12 protein-coding genes are annotated in these 17154 nt (G+C 47.2%); 3 read left to right on the forward strand and 9 right to left on the reverse strand.

The genetic code is table 11. From position 1 onward, the window contains the following. Positions 1-32: 32 nt before the first annotated feature. Together VXQ11_RS13350 and ompR are read right to left on the reverse strand one after the other, a co-directional pair. Positions 33-1493, reverse strand: a complete 1461-nt coding sequence (locus VXQ11_RS13350) for an ATP-binding protein (RefSeq protein WP_064094956.1) — start codon at positions 1491-1493, stop codon at positions 33-35. A gap of 244 nt (positions 1494-1737) precedes the next feature. Then, a complete protein-coding gene (gene ompR / locus VXQ11_RS13355) occupies positions 1738-2502 on the reverse strand; it encodes a two-component system response regulator OmpR (RefSeq protein ID WP_064094955.1) in 765 nt (254 codons plus the stop codon). Between the two features lie 335 nt (positions 2503-2837). Here ompR and VXQ11_RS13360 point away from each other — a divergent pair, with 335 nt between their 5' ends. Then, positions 2838-5192 (forward strand): Tex-like N-terminal domain-containing protein, encoded by a 2355-nt coding sequence (locus tag VXQ11_RS13360; protein ID WP_416681144.1) that lies wholly within the window; start codon positions 2838-2840, stop codon positions 5190-5192. Between the two features lie 55 nt (positions 5193-5247). Here the strand turns inward: VXQ11_RS13360 and VXQ11_RS13365 are convergent, their stop codons facing one another. The 6 genes from VXQ11_RS13365 to VXQ11_RS13390 all read right to left on the reverse strand — a co-directional run bounded on the left by VXQ11_RS13365 (position 5248) and on the right by VXQ11_RS13390 (position 11090). Beyond that, positions 5248-5565: a hypothetical protein gene (locus tag VXQ11_RS13365; RefSeq protein ID WP_064094953.1), complete on the reverse strand. Its 318-nt coding sequence runs from the start codon at positions 5563-5565 to the stop codon at positions 5248-5250. A 60-nt stretch (positions 5566-5625) separates the two neighbouring features. Then, complete coding sequence (locus VXQ11_RS13370) at positions 5626-6702, reverse strand: patatin-like phospholipase family protein (protein WP_416681143.1); 1077 nt, start codon at positions 6700-6702, stop codon at positions 5626-5628. A gap of 156 nt (positions 6703-6858) precedes the next feature. Beyond that, positions 6859-8478 carry an ABC1 kinase family protein gene (locus tag VXQ11_RS13375; protein WP_416681142.1) on the reverse strand — a complete coding sequence of 540 codons (1620 nt, stop codon included), beginning with the start codon at positions 8476-8478 and terminating at the stop codon, positions 6859-6861. Positions 8479-8490: 12 nt separating this feature from the next. Then, positions 8491-9168, reverse strand: a complete 678-nt coding sequence (locus tag VXQ11_RS13380; protein ID WP_416681141.1) for a ubiquinone biosynthesis accessory factor UbiJ — start codon at positions 9166-9168, stop codon at positions 8491-8493. 12 nt (positions 9169-9180) lie between these two features. Further along, positions 9181-10125, reverse strand: a complete 945-nt coding sequence (gene ubiE / locus VXQ11_RS13385) for a bifunctional demethylmenaquinone methyltransferase/2-methoxy-6-polyprenyl-1,4-benzoquinol methylase UbiE (RefSeq protein WP_416706252.1) — start codon at positions 10123-10125, stop codon at positions 9181-9183. A 260-nt stretch (positions 10126-10385) separates the two neighbouring features. Continuing rightward, entirely contained in the window at positions 10386-11090 is a 705-nt protein-coding gene (locus VXQ11_RS13390; RefSeq protein WP_416681139.1) for an FFLEELY motif protein, read from the reverse strand. Positions 11091-11297: 207 nt separating this feature from the next. On the opposite strand from VXQ11_RS13390, the gene VXQ11_RS13395 reads away from it, so the two are divergent. Continuing rightward, entirely contained in the window at positions 11298-12716 is a 1419-nt protein-coding gene (locus tag VXQ11_RS13395) for a phosphate--AMP phosphotransferase (RefSeq protein WP_416681173.1), read from the forward strand. A gap of 53 nt (positions 12717-12769) precedes the next feature. Here the strand turns inward: VXQ11_RS13395 and VXQ11_RS13400 are convergent, their stop codons facing one another. Beyond that, positions 12770-13270 carry a hypothetical protein gene (locus tag VXQ11_RS13400; protein ID WP_064094946.1) on the reverse strand — a complete coding sequence of 167 codons (501 nt, stop codon included), beginning with the start codon at positions 13268-13270 and terminating at the stop codon, positions 12770-12772. A gap of 177 nt (positions 13271-13447) precedes the next feature. Here VXQ11_RS13400 and VXQ11_RS13405 point away from each other — a divergent pair, with 177 nt between their 5' ends. Next, positions 13448-17152 (forward strand): exodeoxyribonuclease V subunit gamma, encoded by a 3705-nt coding sequence (locus VXQ11_RS13405; RefSeq protein WP_416706253.1) that lies wholly within the window; start codon positions 13448-13450, stop codon positions 17150-17152. Positions 17153-17154 lie beyond the last annotated feature (2 nt).

Here is a 17154-nt window from a genome sequence, read left to right on the forward strand (position 1 = left end):
AAAAAGTTGTTTGTTGGATTATTGATCACTTCTTAAAAGTGATCAGTCAAGGTTTGTCGGATTTTATCGAGTGTGGTGGCAGGGGGAGGCGTCTCTGTGCCAGCCTGATTTAAGGGCAATGAAATGATGGCTTCAAGTCCGCCTTCAGGACGATTATGAATACGCAACTGACCATGGTGAATATCGACAATCCGTTTGGCAATTGCCAGTCCCAAGCCGCTGCCTTGTACAGTCCGTGCAGAATTACCCCGTACAAAAGGCTGCATCAGGGCTTCAATCTGATCTTCCGGGATGCCTTCTCCATGGTCTGCAACACAAATCAACAGGTGCCCGTCTTCTACATGAGCAGACAGTTCAATCGGTTCTGAACCATAACGTTTCGAATTATTGATCAGATTACCAATCAGTCTTTTTAGTGACATGCTGCGCGCCTGAATGGTCGGGATGTCTTGTGGCGTAAAGCGGATATCCAGCGGTTTAAACTGCTTGACCAGTTCCTGGAGCAGCACATTGACATTGGTATCCTGGGGCTCTTCATCAGAACCATCACGCATATAGGAGATGAACTGATTCAGGATGGCATCCATATCTTCGACATCATAAATCAGGCCTTCTTTGAGAAAGTCTTCATCCGGCATCATTTCGGCACTCAGGCGAATCCGTGTTAGCGGCGTGCGCAAGTCATGTGAAATACCGGCCAGCATGATGCGGCGTTCGCGTTCAGTCTGGTCCAGCGTGTAAATCATCTGGTTAAAAGCATGATTGACCTGACGGATTTCCAGTGGACCATGATTGGTATCCAGATAGGGCGCCGAACCGATACGACTATAACTGTTGGCAGCATCCTGCAAACGGCGTAAAGGCCGGTTCAGCTGACGTACCAAAGTCAAAATAATGATGCCGACAATAATTGGCGTACCGAGCAGCCAGCCCAAAATCAGTTCATTGCTATAATTGGCATACGTCTTTAAAGGTTCCTGTACCCAGTGGCCATTCATTTCAGGAGTCTGGATCCAGATACGAGGACTTGGCTTGAACTGGAAATAGACCGTAGCTTCCTTAATGCGTAATTCTTTGGCCAGTTTGGTTTCGATCTGGCGGGTAAAGAATTCTGCGATCAGTTTTTCACGGACTGTAGGATATTCTGCCGGATTGGTGACATATTCAATGCCGACTCGATTTTTTAACCAGTCATCGATATCGACTTCCTGCTGTTTGTGATACAGGCGTAGATCCGGATTATTGAGAATTTCCAGTTCCATGGCCAGATAACGCGCATGTTGCTGAATTTCAGGTAGAAACAAGGTACGCCAAAAGAACCACAAAGACATAAACAGGCTGAAACAGACCACAAAAACCACCAGTACCGTGGTCCGCATGGCTGCAGAACGCGGTTTGATCTTGTCCATAAAGCGTTCCCAGCGGGTACGTTTTGTTTCCGAGTAGCTGACAAAATCGGTAAATTTTTGCGGGTCGATAGGATCGAGTTTCACGCCAGCTTCCTGTGGGCAATTTTGTTCTGAAAATCAGCAGTGATGTTCTGGGCGGAGTATTACTGCATTGACATTTAATTGAAGGATTTTCTCATGTTACTTTCTTAAAAAGTAACCAAAAAATCTTGCCATTCGCTAAACTCACATATTTCCATGCGAGCCTGTGAAGTAGTCGATGCTCAAACAGCGGCGAATGGCTTGATGGACAATAAATCGAAGTGATCTTTATCCTATAATTTTTCCTTTATTCCGCACCATCTGGAACAAAGACATAACCCACTCCCCATACGGTCTGGATATAACGTGCACGCGCCGGGTTTTCTTCAACCAGACGACGTAAACGTGACACTTGCACATCAATCGAGCGTTCCATTGCACCCCATTCACGGCCACGGGCCAGATTCATCAACTTGTCGCGGGTCAGGGGTTCACGTGGATGCTGAACCAAGGCTTTTAGTACCGCAAATTCACCGGTAGTCAAAGTCACCACTTGACCTTCACGGGTCAGGGTGCGGGTAGACAAGTCGAGCGACCAAGGACCAAAGGTGACCACTTCCATTTGCTGGCTTGGTGCACCGGGTACTTCGCGCACCTGGCGGCGCAATACTGCACGAATACGTGCCAGTAATTCATTCGGGTTAAATGGTTTAGGCAGGTAATCGTCGGCACCCGCTTCCAGACCGGCAATACGGTCAGAATCGCTACCACGAGCAGTTAGCATGATAATCGGGGTATCAATGTTGGATTGGCGTAGGCGACGGCAGATACTCAAGCCATCTTCGACAGGCAGCATAAAGTCGAGTACGATCAGAGAAAACAGTTCCCGCTGTAAAAGTCGATCCATCTGTGTGGCATCATGTGCGGTTTTAACCACAAAACCTTTGTCTTCGAGGAAGCGCTGCAATAGAGTACGCAGACGAACATCATCATCAACTACTAATATCCGTTCGACTCGGTCCGTTTCGGTATGTACGGCATCGGATTTTTCAGCAGGCACAACTAAACTCATGAGATGCTCCTTTATTCTTTATTGTCGTCATAAACAAAAATCAGATAGGCTTTGAGTATACGATTCATAGATATTAATTGACTATGCTCTAAAGCACCAAATATTGCAGTTAAAATCAAGACATAGATACCAAATATATACATCTATATGCGAAAAAAACCGTCTTGGGAAAAGAATAAAATGCAAAGTTCATGCAAATTTTAGCCAAAAAACTGAAAATCGATCGTATGCCTTTATCTGAAGCTTATATAAATTAATAAAAACAATGGTGGATTTTATAGACCCGGTCTTTATAATCATGCCATTTAGTACTTATCCTTGTGGGATCAAACACGATGACTGACTTAGTTCAGCAGTTGGCAAAAGAACTTGCCGTACGTCCAAATCAAGTTGAGGCTGCCATCAAGCTTATTGATGAAGGTGCCAGTGTTCCTTTTATTGCACGTTACCGTAAAGAAGTAACGCAAGGCTTAGACGATACGCAACTACGTCAACTCGATACGCGTTTATCATACTTGCGTGATTTGTATGAGCGCCGTGAAAAGGTGATTGAATCACTCAAAGAACAAGATAAATTGTCTGATGATTTATTGGCGCGTGTGAATGCCGCTGAAACCAAAAATGCATTAGAAGAAATTTACGCGCCGTACCGTCCAAAACGGACCAGTAAATCATTCAAGGCCAAAGAAGCTGGTTTAGGGCCAATTGCCGAAAAAATCTTTAACGAAGCCGTTGATCCAGCTGAAGCTTTGGCGGGCTTTAGCCATGAAGATTATCCAGATCAAGAAAGCCAGCTCGATGCGATCCAGCACATTCTGATTGATGACTGGGCACAAAATATTGCTTTAACTACCGAGCTCAAAGCAATGTTTGCCAAAACTGCCGTGCTGAAAAGTCTGGTGGCGAGTGAAGAGAAAAAAGAAGTTGGCAAGAAATTCCGTGATTATTTCGATTTCTCTGAAAGCTTAAACAAAGTGCCGTCACATCGTTTACTGGCAATGTTACGTGGCCGTCAAGAAAATGTCCTTGGCTTGAAAGTAGATGGTGAAGATGATGCTCCATTGGCACGTATTGAGACTGAATATAATTTAGAAACTATTCAGCCACAGGCACGTCAGGATTTCCTGAAACAGACTGCAAAACTGTTCTGGCTCGGTAAAGTCCGTCCAAGCATCGAACATTCTTTATTGACAGAAAAACGTCTGGCTGCTGAAACAGAAGCGATGCAGGTCTTTGCTGAAAACCTGCGTCATTTACTGCTTTCTGCACCTGCAGGCGCGCGTACGACACTGGGTATAGACCCTGGCATCCGTACCGGTGTGAAACTGGCAGTCGTGAATCAATCGGGTGACGTGCTGGCGCATAGCACGATTTATCCGTTTGCACCAAAAGATGATAAAGAAGGTTCACTGGCCGAGCTGGCACGTTTATGCCGCGAGTTCAATGTCGACCTGATTGCGATCGGTAATGGTACTGCAAGCCGTGAAACTGAAGCGCTTGTGGCTGAAATGATGGCTGCCAATAGCGACCTGAAACTGACCCGTGTGTCTGTATCGGAAGCTGGTGCATCGGTGTATTCAGCATCTGAACTCGCATCACAAGAATTGCCAGATTTAGACGTCTCAATTCGTGGTGCAGTTTCAATTGCACGCCGTCTGCAAGACCCTCTTGCTGAGCTGGTCAAAATCGATCCTAAATCAATCGGTGTAGGTCAGTACCAGCATGACGTGAATCAGACTGGTCTGGCGAAAACGCTGGAAGCGGTCGTTGAAGACTGTGTGAACTCGGTGGGTGTCGATGTCAACACTGCCTCTTCTGCAATTCTGGGTTATATCGCCGGTCTGAATAAATCGATTGCCCAGCAGATTGTAGAATTCCGTAAGGAAAATGGCCGCTTTGATAACCGTCAGTCCTTGAAAAAAGTGCCACGTTTAGGTGAGCGTACTTTCGAGCAGGCTGCAGGTTTCTTACGTATTCAAAATGGTTCTGAGCCACTGGATGCTTCTGCAGTTCACCCAGAGTCTTATCCACTGGTATCTAAAATTGTTGAAGCAAAAGCAACAACGGTAAAAGACATCATTGGCAATACTGAAATCATTCGCCAGGTAAATCCTGAAGAATTTGTGGATGATAAATTTGGTCTACCAACGATTCAAGACGTATTGAGCGAACTGGAAAAACCGGGCCGTGATCCGCGTCCAGAATTCCGTACCGCCAAGTTCCGTGATGATATTACTGAAGTTGCACAATTGACAGAAGGTATGCAACTGGAAGGTGTAGTCACCAACGTGACTAACTTTGGTGCTTTTGTCGATGTCGGTGTACATCAAGACGGTTTGGTACATATTTCTGAACTGGCCAATGAATTTGTCGCTGATCCACATAAAGTGGTGAAACCAGGTCAGATCGTACAAGTGCGTGTTTTGAATGTGGATGCTGAACGTAACCGCGTGAATTTGTCGATGCGTCCTGAAGGTTCTGCAGCCCCAGCGAAAGCACCACGTCAGCCACGCCGTGCAAACAATGAAGCACGTGGTGAACGTAAGCCTCAAGGCAAACGTCCACAGCAAGCACGTCCGCAAGGTGATCGCCCGCATGGTAAGAAACCGCAGGCGGCTAAACCACAAGAACAAAAAATTGGTGGTTTGGGTGCATTGTTATTGCAAGCCGGGATTAAAGGTTCGAAATAATCTTTAATTAACCAATAAAAAAACCTCCCAATAGGAGGTTTTTTTATGTCTGATTTTATGAATTGATCATCGGCACAATCCAGCTGGTAATAATCAGCAAAATACCAAGATGCCCCAGTTTTCGTGTCACATAGACCAGCTTAGACGGTGGCTGTTCCAGTCTTTTTGCATATTCTTCCATGCTGATGCCAGACTTACCTTTACTGGTATATAAAAACACCCCCAAATCCAGACAGATCAGGATGGTACCAATATCAGCCACCAGTTCCATCAGTTCAAATTGCTGGGTATACAGCGACATGCCGACGCTATACATCAGATAAAGACCAAAGGCGATACAGGCATATTGCAGGACAACTAAAAACTTCTGCATAAATCTCAACAGCTCAAAAAATTAAGGCAATTATACAAATAATCGGGCAGCTGCGGCCAATTACAAGGTCTGCATCACTTCAGCAAAATTCTGCTTTTCGACCAGTTCCAGAAACTCATCTCCCAAGCGCTGGCTTTCAGCAATACATTGCTTCCATAGCTGAATCCGCTGGGTTTGATCTAAACCTTTTAAAGTAAAGTCCTTGCGGTCCGGTAAACGCCCCAAAGGTAAACTTTGCAGATATTCCTGAGAAGGAGAGATGAGCAAAGTTCGTGCCTGATTCTCCGAATTTGAGGTACGTTTAAATAATTTGTCAAACCAGCCGGGCGTGATGCTGTCGGTAAAATGCGGATACAGCACAATCCCTTTGCTCTGGAAGGGCAGGTCTATGTGATAGTCAATCAGGCCACCATCGCGGTAATAGCCCTGCGGTGCATCCGGGATATTATTCACCGCTGCCATTACACCCGGAATGGAGGCAGAAGCCATCAACCAGGACAACACACTTTGCTCGGTCAGGGGATGGTAATGCGTAGTGAAGCCATCATCGGCAATTTTAAACTGTTCACCGATATTCGGCTGGCTGATGACCCGCTGCATGAAATGCCGGCTATGTTTGCGCGCCACTGCTGTGGTTCCGACAATTCCCGCTACAGAAGCCAGTAATGGTAAAGCTTTATCACTCTGGAAAATATGCTGGGCCTTGATCGACAAAACTGTCAGATGGTAATCAGGATGATTAACCAGATCAGTTTCTTTGCCTTGTACCAGATCCAGCAGCATGCCACGACAAACGTCACTGACCTCCTTACGGGTCATTTTCTTGTGAAAGTACAGATGGGTATACAAGTCGGCAAGACGTTCAGTGCCTGCTTTGGCTCCCCATGCCGCGACACTGGCAAAACGCCAGCTACCAATGGATGAGCCCACCAAAGTTCTACGCTGAGGAGCACGTGAAAAAAACTCGCCAAAAATGGCCTGATCCAGTCCCTGAATACCAATACCTTTGGGTCCACCTGCAGCACCCGGCACAATATCGACCTGTTCGGGTTGTAAACCTTCTTTCAGAATCAGCTCACGAGCCTGATGCCCAGCGCGGATTTTTAGAGCAGGCGCATGTTTTTGTAAAATCTGCATAAAGGTTCAACCCATATTTGACCAATGAGGACATATTTTAAGCATCTGGTCACAAAGCCCAATGGCAAGATGTGCCCGAAGGTGACTTTGCAGTCATGCGATGTCCAGAAAACAAAAAAACCTGAACAGTGTCAGGTTTTTTTAAAGCTCATTTAGTTATTTCGCAATCCGCCAGACTGCCAGAACGCTTGTCAGCATAATCAGAATGACTGAAATGAACCATGGTGAAATAATCGCAATTGCAAGCAGGATAGCCATGATGCTGCCAAAAATCCAGCTACGCTTTTGCTGATGTTCCATTTGCAGGCGCATGCTTTGCAATTCATTGAGCTGCTTGGCATGCCAGGCGGACTGGTTTTTCAGACCGTTCAGGCTGTCGATCATCAAGGTCGGTAAATCCTGCGCACCCAAAAGCAGATCCGGGATTTTTTGCCCCAGTTCTTTAATATTTTTTTGCGGATTCATCTGGGCTTTGACCCAATCGGTGAGGATTGGTTTCGCCAGACTCCAGATATCCAGCTCAGGATATAAATCTGTTCCCAGGCCTTCCACATGTACCAATGTTTTCAGTAACAACATCAGTTGTGGCGGGATTTCCAGATGGAAACGACGGGCGATGTCCATGACCTGAATCAGAATCCCGGCAAAATCCAGTTCATGCATCGGTTTGGACACCATTGGGCCCACAGTGCGACGCATTTCGCGGGCCAGGGCATCCTGATCGGTACCTGGTGGAATCCAGCCTGCCTGATGCACAATCTGGATCAGCTGCATAAAGTCACTGTTCATGACCGCCAGCAGCATACGCGCCACAGTCATCTGGTCATGCTTGGACAGTTCACCCATAATCGCGCAGTCCAGCGCAATAAAGCGCGGATTGGCCGGATTGATGGTTTCCACAAAGACATTGCCTGGATGCATGTCGGCATGGAAGAAGTTGTCACGGAACACTTGGGTAAAGAAAATGGTCAGACCTTTACGCGCCAGATCAGCACGGTCCATGCCCAGTTCATCAAAGGTGGCAATATCTGAAATCGGCACACCGGTAATCCGTTCTGCGACCAGTACATCCTTGCTGTCCATATAGACTTCAGGCACATACATCATGCTGGAGCCGGTGAAGTAATGACGCATCCGGCGGGTATTATCGGCTTCCAGCGTCAGGTCCAGCTCGTTCAGAATAATCTGTCGATAGTCCTGAATGATCTCCGACAAATGTAGGGCACGTGCTGCTTCCAGACGCTTTTCCAGAAAATCACCCAGCCAGTTCAAAATCTCAAAATCCTGCAAGATCTGCTGGCGAATATTCGGGCGGGTGACTTTGACCACGACTTCCCGGCCATCATGCAGTGCTGCGGTATGTACCTGCGCAATTGAAGCAGCTGCCAGAGGCTGGGCATCAAAACGGGCAAACAGGGTATTTACATCGGCCTTTAACGATTCCTGAATACGCATTTTGGCGACGTCGTTGTCAAAGGGCTTGACCTGGTCTTGCAATAACACCAGCTGCTGTAAAACTTCAGGTGGAATCAGGTCACGACGGGTCGAAAGCAATTGCCCCAGCTTGATCGCTAGTGGCCCCATTTCCTCTAAAGCTTCTTTAAGCTTGAGTGGATTTTTACGCTCACGGCTAGACCAGGCTGCCGGGTGCATACGAATCAGGGACAGGATATGACGGCTTTTTTCAGGGAGTTCTTCCGCAGGAAACAACGTGTCGAGTCGATAATGCGCGGCAATGCGCCAGAGTTCGAGTAAACGTGAAACATGCGGAATCATAAAGTGGTGTACCTAGTTCTGAGTTGAATCTTGCTGATTTTCAATCTGGGCCTGAAGCTGATGGATTTTGGCTTCGACACGGTCTAAATTCTGGTTCAGGATACGGGTATCCTGATTCAGGTCATCCATTTGCCAGCGTGGAGCAAACAGGCCACTGTCTTCTTTCAGGGCATCTTCGGCAAAGAATAACTGGCTTTGCAACGTACGCTTCAAATATTTTGGCGCAAGTTGCAATTTGCCGATTTCATGTGCCAGCGCAGGGCCAATCCAGGGGCTTAAATGCGTTGCCAGATCAGGTTCAGCCTGCTGCATGATGCGCTGGATCTCTTGTAAGAGCTTATAGTCGCCTTGCAGTGGAATATTACCGACTTCGTCAGCAAGCAGCAGCTTGAGCAGTTCTACGACATTGCTGACCTGTAAAGTCGCTGTTGCTTCAGAAATCTGCGCACTGTTCGCTTCATAAGGCCGCTGTTCGAAGATGGAAGATACTTCAGAATGACCGGTTGCGGTCGGTTCCAGACGAACCTTGCCGTCATCGAAAAAGACATCGACTGACAGTTGTGGTGAGGCGATCACCACCCGCAACATTTTACCGGCCAAGGCATTGAGCTGAATACGGGTAATTGCATCCAGATCAATCACATGATGAATCACGCGTTCAATAGTACCTAGGGCGAGAATTGACCACATTGGCTAAGGCCCTTAAAGCTTGAAGCCACGGTGAACGGCAACGATACCGCCGGTCAGATTGTGATAATCACAGTTCTGGAAGCCAGCATTTTCCATCATGCCTTTTAAAGTACGCTGGTCTGGATGCATACGGATTGATTCAGCAAGGTATTTATAGCTTTCTGAATCATTTGCCACGATTTTGCCCATGATTGGTAAAGCGGTGAATGAATACAGGTCATACAGTTTTGAGAATGGCTCAAAAACTGGTTTAGAGAATTCCAGAATCAGTAAACGACCACCTGGCTTAAGCACACGATACATGGCTGCCAGTGCAGCATCTTTATCGGTGACGTTACGCAGGCCAAAAGAAATCGTCACCAGGTCAAAGCTGTTGTCGGCGAACGGTTCTAAAGTTTCTGCATTGGCCAGAACGAAGTCGACATTGGTGCAACCTGCATCAATCAGACGGTCACGACCCACATTCAGCATGGATTCGTTAATGTCGGACAGCACCACATGACCCGTAGGACCCACCTCACGGCTAAATACTTTGGCCAGATCACCCGTGCCCCCTGCGATATCCAGCACATGCTGGCCACGGCGCACGCCTGACATATTAATCGCAAAACGTTTCCACAGACGGTGAATACCAAAAGACATCAGGTCATTCATGATGTCATATTTGCTGGCGACCGAATGGAACACTTCAGCCACTTTCTGGGCTTTTTCATCGCTGTTTACGGTCTGGTAGCCAAAATGCGTGGTAGTTCCGACATTGCCGGTATTGGCACCGCGTGGCAGGTTATATTTAGGGATAGTTCCCGTCACAGGCGTATCGGTCAGGCGTTGTTCTAGAGATTGTTGCTGACCTTGTGGAGCACCTTGTGGAAGTGGAGTGGTTAAGAATGGGCTCACTTTGTCTGTCTGTTGTGCCGACTCGGGTGTAGGGGTAGGCGTTGTATTTTCATTTGACATTGGAGTCACTCCTAACATATCAATCGGGTTAATCTTGCATTGTCTGCATAATGACAGATTCTTGGATGTTATTCAGCAGTCATGATGCAATTGTTATGAATAATATACAGAAAAATAGGAATGTGGGCGGAAATCTTCATGGCCAGTGATCGAATAATTCATATGATTTGTCACTTGCGATGTCCTGCCACAAAAACCTGAAAATATCAGGATCAGGCAGGACGGTGAATAGCATCCGTTGTAGATCAGCAAAGAAGCTATTATTGGAAGGGTAATGGATCGCCTGAATGTACCTTGTCAATGATACCGCGTTCGATTGCAGTAAAATCGGTTACAAATTTTTCTGCCGACTTCAACGGTTTCATGGCCTGAAATCCGTCCTGCATAAACTCATACATCACCTGAAAATGATACTTGTTGGCTGCGCTTTTACACATTTTAAAGGCAGTATAGACTACAAAGGAACGCATATATTTATCCAGGCTGACCCCTAGCTGATCCAGTAGAGCCAGCTGTTTTAAGCGTGCTTCACCCTGATCCAGTTTCAGGTAGGTCAGGCGCATCATTTCATCAGTTAATGCTGTGTGGGCGGGGTAATCCTTTAGCAGCTGAATCGCGACCTGTTCGTCCAGCTGCACCGCCAGGATCGCCAGTTCTACGCCTGAAGTTCCAGTTTTAATTGCATTTTCTGGAATAATTTTTTCTGCCTTGTGTGCATATTTCATCAGCCGTGCAATCTGTTCAGCCAGTGCATCAAAGTCTGGGCCACCATAAAGCCGGTTCAGGAAATATTCTGCCATCAGCTGATTGTTTTTTTCAGAAAAATGCTGCTGATGGGTACGCTGCATTCGTGCTTTCTGCCATGCCTGTACATCCTGTAAACGGCTTAAAATTTCAGGCTGAGTGTGATACTTGAGCTGATAATATTGTTCTAAAAGTTCATCTAATCGGGCAAGTTTGGACATGAATTTTTCAAATATGATTTTTGCGATGTCAGAATCTTAGAGGGTGTGGCTCAATCTCGCTATGACAAATTGGTCAATGATTACTTATTTGAATGTCAATTTGCTGTTTAAACAGGCAATGTAATCGTGTGAAAAACGTTGCCAACGCTATTTTTGGCCCAAAGCTCCTCGCTATACTGCAACAAGAATAAAAGATAAAGGTTGAAGATACAGATGGAACAACCACAATTCCAGTTAATGGATGAAGATCAGTTATCGGCTGAGCTGATTGATGCCCAATACGATTTAAGAAAAACGCGCGGCCAGAAAAATGCTAAAAGTCTGCTTATTCTGGTCAATGGTATCGAGTTGGCCGGCAAGGGCGAAGCGGTCAAACAGTTGCGTGAATGGGTCGATCCACGTTATCTGAGGGTGAAGGCCGATGAACCGCAAGCGGTCAGTCCCAAACAGGTGTTCTGGCAGCCTTATGCGCAATTTATTCCAGCCGAAGGGCAGATCGTCGTGCTGTTTGGCAACTGGTATACCGATTTACTTAACAGTGCAATGCGGGTATCTGACCCAATTAATGAAGCACAGTTTAATGAATACCTGAAAGAAATGCAGGACTTTGAGCAGGATCTGAAAAATAACCATGTGGATGTGGTCAAGGTCTGGTTCAATCTGTCATGGAAGGACCTGCAAAAACGTTTGAAGGCCATGGACCCAAGTGAAACCCACTGGCATCAAATGCAGGGGGTAGACTGGCGGAACAGAAAACAGTACGAGAACTTGCAGCGTTTGCGGCAGCGCTTTACCGAGGACTGGTTTGTTATTGACAGCAAAAATGAAAAATGGCGCGACCAGCAATTTGCCCAGTACGTTCTGAATGCGATGGAAAACTGTCCCGAACATCGAGTCAGAGCCAGCGGTAAATGGAAACAGGCCAAGATTCCCGAGCAGTTGAAACATCCTGCCAATACGCGGGCTACACCAGAAGAATATAAACCGGAACTGAAAAAGTTAAGCGCTAAGGTTGCCCAAGCCATGCGTTCCGATCCGCGTAATGTGGTGATTCTGTTTGAAGGCATGGATGCTGCGGGGAAGGGGGGAGCCATCAAGCGCATTGTAAAAAAACTTGATCCGCGTGAATATGAAATTTACAGCATTTCGGCACCCGAAACATATGAACATAGCCATCCCTATTTATGGCGGTTCTGGACCAAATTGCAAACCGATGATGACATCTGTATTTTTGACCGTTCCTGGTACGGGCGGGTCCTGGTCGAGCGGGTCGAGAGGCTTATCAGTGCGGCAGAATGGCAGCGTGCCTATGGAGAAATTAACCGTTTTGAGCAGAGTCTGGTCAAGCATCAAACCGTTATCGTAAAAATCTGGTTGGCGATCTCCAAAGATGAACAGGCCGTACGTTTCAAGGCACGTGAAGAAACACCGCATAAACGTTTTAAAATTACCGACGAAGACTGGCGAAACCGGGCACGTTGGGATGATTATCTAAAAGCAGCAGCGGACGTGTTTGAACGTACCTCAACCGATTATGCGCCTTGGCACATTATTGCCACCGATGATAAAAACACCGCGCGGGTCGAAGTGTTAAAGGCCATTTTAAAACAACTTCAGGCAGAATAAATCTGCCTGAAGTAAAGGAAAGCAATAGTTTAAAAGATTCAGCTTGCGCAGGATTAAGCCTGTGCTACCTGTTTTTGCTGGATACTTTTAGCCGTGCGATAGCAGTCTTGGACATGGGCATCGGCAATTTTTTTCATGACAAAATAACCCAGACTAGCAGCAACCAGTTGACCCCCTAGCGGAATGAATTTTGTGACTTGCTTTATCAGCACTTTCGCTGCAACATTGTTCAAAGATTTTTTAACTGCCGTCCGTGCGACCACCAGACCAGAAAACTCTACGCCACGTTTACGCAGTTCTTGCCAGTGGATCTGACGGGTTTTTGGATCGTAAACACTGATCTGGTCAGGGGCCAGGCCAAAGCGGGCATTGATCTCGGGAATTAATTGCGACAAGATACCGACATCAATGACCACGTCCATAAAAGGTACCGGAATAACAGCGGCACCGGCAGAATAGTAGGCGCGTTTTTTGGTGAGTTCCAGGCATTCGTCGCGGATTTTTTCCAGATCCAGGTTCGCGTCGAGACGTTCAGGAATTTTATCTAATTTCATGGGCACTACCTAAGCTCTATGTTGTTTTTTTCCATTCAAGCATCTTTAAGATGCTTTTTTCAAAGAAATTTTTCGACTGAAGTGTGGTTTTAAAGTGTCATAGCGCGCTCGGGATGTATAGTAAATAATCTTTATCGTTTTGTAGTAAAAACCACATTCAGCAGTTCAGGGGAACCAATGGCCATCCATGTTATTCAGAGTCAACGTATTGATGTACTTTTGGATAGTATGCTGCATATTGTCAACCAGACTGCCCGAAATCCGTTTGAAGTGTTACAGACCCGGCACTTTATTGTGCCGTCTCCGGCAGTAGAAAGCTGGCTGACCCAGAAAATTGCCGAGAAAAAAGGCATTAGTGCCAATACCCAGTTTCATCACCGGATTCGCGCCTTTCAATGGGCTTCCTATCAGTGGGTATTGAATGCACCCAAAGAGGTGGAACAGGTGCGCGAAGCCAATATTCCGCGCATTATCATCAAATGGCGGGTATTTCAGGCGCTACGTAAATATATTCTGCCCGAACAGATTTCCTTAGACATGGATCATCCGCTGTATTCTATTATCAAACGGATTTATGACAGTGCTGATCGGCTGGAGCAGGGTACAGAGAAGCAGCTGAAAAAACAGAGCATGCTGTACTGGGTAGCCGAGCAGGTATCGCGTTTGTTCAGCCATTATATGGATTATCGCGGTTATTGCGCGCGTAACTGTCCTCCAAAACACTGTAGCTGCCCGACCAACTGGCTCGAGGCCTGGGGGCAGGATATTGCGCTTGATATCGAACAGATGCTCTATAGCCCCAAAGATGAAAATGGTCATGAGATGCAGGTGGCGGATTTTGTCAAGATTCAGGCACGTGAACTGGAAGCTTGGCAACGCTGGTTGTGGCAGCATGTATTTCAAGATGATTATGCCAAAATCCTGGAGATTGAACGCCTGTATTGGGAGCGGCTGGAGAATGCAGAAACCCGCGCCCAGGCTCTAAAACGCCTGCCGGCCCAGATTGTGGTATTTAGCCTGCTGGAACTACCACCGAGCCAGCTGGATTTTTTACGTCGTCTGGGGCAATACATTGATATCTATATTTTTCACTTCAACCCCTCGCAGGAATACTGGGCGGACAGTGTCGATCCTGACTGGAAAGCCAGATTTGATTTGCAGCGCGAAGAGCGCTTTATTCAGCGTTTTGAAAAAACCCGTCAACGTAAACCAAATGATGCGGAAATAAAAGACTTCAGGATCAAGCAACTGAATTTTAATGCCGAAGACCGGGAATCGCGGCATCCGCTTCTGACCCGATTCGGCAAGCAGGCACGGGATCATTTTTCTCTACTCTCTAAACTGTCTTCGGGGGAAGAGGGTCTCTGGGCCGATGTCTTTGTCGATGAATATCAGGACAGGCTGCTGGCCAAAATCCAGTCGGATATCCTGTATTTATTGGAACCCCAACAGCATCAATATGCTTTAAGCCCTGACGATGATTCAGTACAGATTCATGTCTGTCATTCTTCATTACGTCAGCTAGAAGTCCTCAAAGAACAGCTAATTCACTGGCTGACTCAAGATACGAATGACGCGCCGCGTCAGCCCAGTGATATTCTGGTGCTGACGCCAAGTCTGAAAGAACTGGAACCGGCAATTCGCAGTGTCTTTGCCCCGCCACCGCGTGAGCGCGAGACTGGCAGCAAACGCCTGCAGAAAGATAACCTGTATTTACCGATCCAGATTGCCGGGGTATCACGTCTGGATGTCAGCAATGCCTGGCGCGCGGTACTGGGCCGGATTCAGTGGGTACGGCGCCGTTTCAGTATTGAGGACTTTGCCGACTGGCTCAGCCTGAATGCCACCCAGCAGTATTATGGTCTGGACTATAGTCAGGTAGAACGGATGTTGCAGTTGCTGACAGATGCCGGTTTCAAGCGTGGACTGGACCAGCAGCATTTACAGCAAAGCCTCAGCGCAGGCGATGAAGATTACCGGTTTAGTTTTAAATTCGCGCTGGACCGTCTGGCGTTGGGGCTGGCGATTCCTGAACATACCCTGTTTCAGGATACCTTGAGTTATGCCAAGGTTCTGACTAGTGATTTTCCGCTGATTTCGACCCTGATCCGGATTTATCAGGATCTGGTACAGCGCCGTGACTGGCTGACTTTGCATGAAACTGGACAACGTACGCCAGTCAAAACCTGGCTGGAATATCTGCGTGCCGATCTGAACGAGTTTCGTGATGCCGGGGTAGAATCACTCAAAACCGTTGCCGAAATTATCGACAAGCAAATGCGGATGCTGACCCTGGCCGATTATCATGACCAAGATGATCCGCATGCCAGTCAAGAGCTAGTGGCACTCAGTCTGCCTCTGCCTTATGTGCTGGAAGAAATTCAGAATACCCTGGAGATGCAGCTGGATCAGGCCGAACCGACCGGACAGATTACTTTTAGCCAGATTGGCCAGATCCGACCATTGCCTTATAAACTGGTGGTGATGCTGAATCTGGATAGCGGTAAATTTCCGAGCCGCAATCAACAGGTTCCGTTTGACCTGATGCGCAGCCTGAAGCCGCAACTTGGTGACCGTTCCCGTCTGGATGACGAGCAGGGCGCTTTTCTGGATGCCTTGCTGCTGGCACAGGAAAATCTATGGCTGTTCTATAATGGCTTTGATCTGGAGGATGGTGAAGCTCGCGATCCATCCACTGCCTTGCAGGAACTGGTTCAGCATCTCGCGCTGATCTGCCAGTCTGAACAGCCGGATGCCGAAGTCGATCCGATGGTGGATATGCATGGTCTGTCCGTGGCTCAACATATCCAACAGCTTTATCATGTACATCCCTTGCAGCCTTTTGATCCGGCCGGATTTACAGATATGCAGACACCACGTTATCAGGATCAGTGGTTTGCGGTAGCAGAGTATATCCGTAGTGCCGAAGGCAAACGCAGCAGTTGGATTAATGCACATTATCCGGCACTAGAACAAAAAGAAATCCGGGTACTCAAAGGTGATGAATGGATCCGCGATATGATTTTCCCTGCACGTCTATTCCTGAAAAGTGTCGGGGTTTCCACAATTCGATTTGCCGATTTGCCGAGTTCCCGGGAACCCTTATTATTGAACAAGCTGGAACAGTATCAGGTACGGGATTTCCTGTTGCAACAAGAGCAGGAGATTGAGCCAAATCTGATGTTGGACCGTTTGCCGGTGGGCAAAACCCAGCAAGCCACCTGGCTGGGCAGCCAGCAGGAACAGCAGCTGTTACAAGAACGTTTGCTACAGTTGGGCAAAGAACTGACGCCAGTCACCCAGCAATCCTGGCAGTTCAGTCCTGAACTGATCATTCATATAAACGTACCTCAGGTTCCACACAGCAGCTACTGGCTGAGTATGCAATCCTCTTCGGCCTCGGAAAAACGCCGTGCCCAGATCTGGCTGGAGTATCTGTTGTGGCTGGCTTACTTAAATGATGATGCACGCTCACCAGAACTGGAGCGCATTGTCATTTTTAGTAATAAAACCCTGAAGTTTTCTGGCTTGAGTTCGAGCAAGGCACATGAGTATTTGCAGCTCTGGTTAAAGGCCTGGGAAATTGGTCAACAGCAGCCGCTGGTCTTGCCGGCAGAATTACTAATGAAAAAAGAGTGGCAGTGGGCCGAGAATGAACAGGGCAAGATGACCATTGTGGAAATGCCGGAATTGCTAAAGGCCTGGAACAACAGCTATGAGAGTGCCAAACCTTTGGCTTCGGATGAATCCAGTCTGCTGCATCAGGACTGGCAATTTATTTTGCAGGATCAGGATCCGGATCTGGCCTTGCAAAATTGCTGCCATGATTTTGCCCATGGCCTGTATGCGCCGATTCATCAACATCTGGAGTGGGTGAAATAGCC

This window comes from Acinetobacter sp. 197 (assembly GCF_048148385.1).
In the GTDB taxonomy this organism is placed as follows: domain Bacteria; phylum Pseudomonadota; class Gammaproteobacteria; order Pseudomonadales; family Moraxellaceae; genus Acinetobacter; species Acinetobacter pecorum.

Bases quoted from the DNA above. Each gene is read 5' to 3' on its own strand.
- VXQ11_RS13360 (WP_416681144.1), top strand. From the start codon at position 2,838: ATGACTGACTTAGTTCAGCAGTTGGCAAAAGAACTTGCCGTACGTCCA.
- VXQ11_RS13380 (WP_416681141.1), bottom strand. From the start codon at position 9,168: ATGTGGTCAATTCTCGCCCTAGGTACTATTGAACGCGTGATTCATCAT.
- VXQ11_RS13375 (WP_416681142.1), bottom strand. From the start codon at position 8,478: ATGATTCCGCATGTTTCACGTTTACTCGAACTCTGGCGCATTGCCGCG.
- VXQ11_RS13365 (WP_064094953.1), bottom strand. From the start codon at position 5,565: ATGCAGAAGTTTTTAGTTGTCCTGCAATATGCCTGTATCGCCTTTGGT.
- VXQ11_RS13390 (WP_416681139.1), bottom strand. From the start codon at position 11,090: ATGTCCAAACTTGCCCGATTAGATGAACTTTTAGAACAATATTATCAG.
- ompR (WP_064094955.1), bottom strand. From the start codon at position 2,502: ATGAGTTTAGTTGTGCCTGCTGAAAAATCCGATGCCGTACATACCGAA.
- VXQ11_RS13400 (WP_064094946.1), bottom strand. From the start codon at position 13,270: ATGAAATTAGATAAAATTCCTGAACGTCTCGACGCGAACCTGGATCTG.
- ubiE (WP_416706252.1), bottom strand. From the start codon at position 10,125: ATGTCAAATGAAAATACAACGCCTACCCCTACACCCGAGTCGGCACAA.
- VXQ11_RS13370 (WP_416681143.1), bottom strand. From the start codon at position 6,702: ATGCAGATTTTACAAAAACATGCGCCTGCTCTAAAAATCCGCGCTGGG.
- VXQ11_RS13405 (WP_416706253.1), top strand. From the start codon at position 13,448: ATGGCCATCCATGTTATTCAGAGTCAACGTATTGATGTACTTTTGGAT.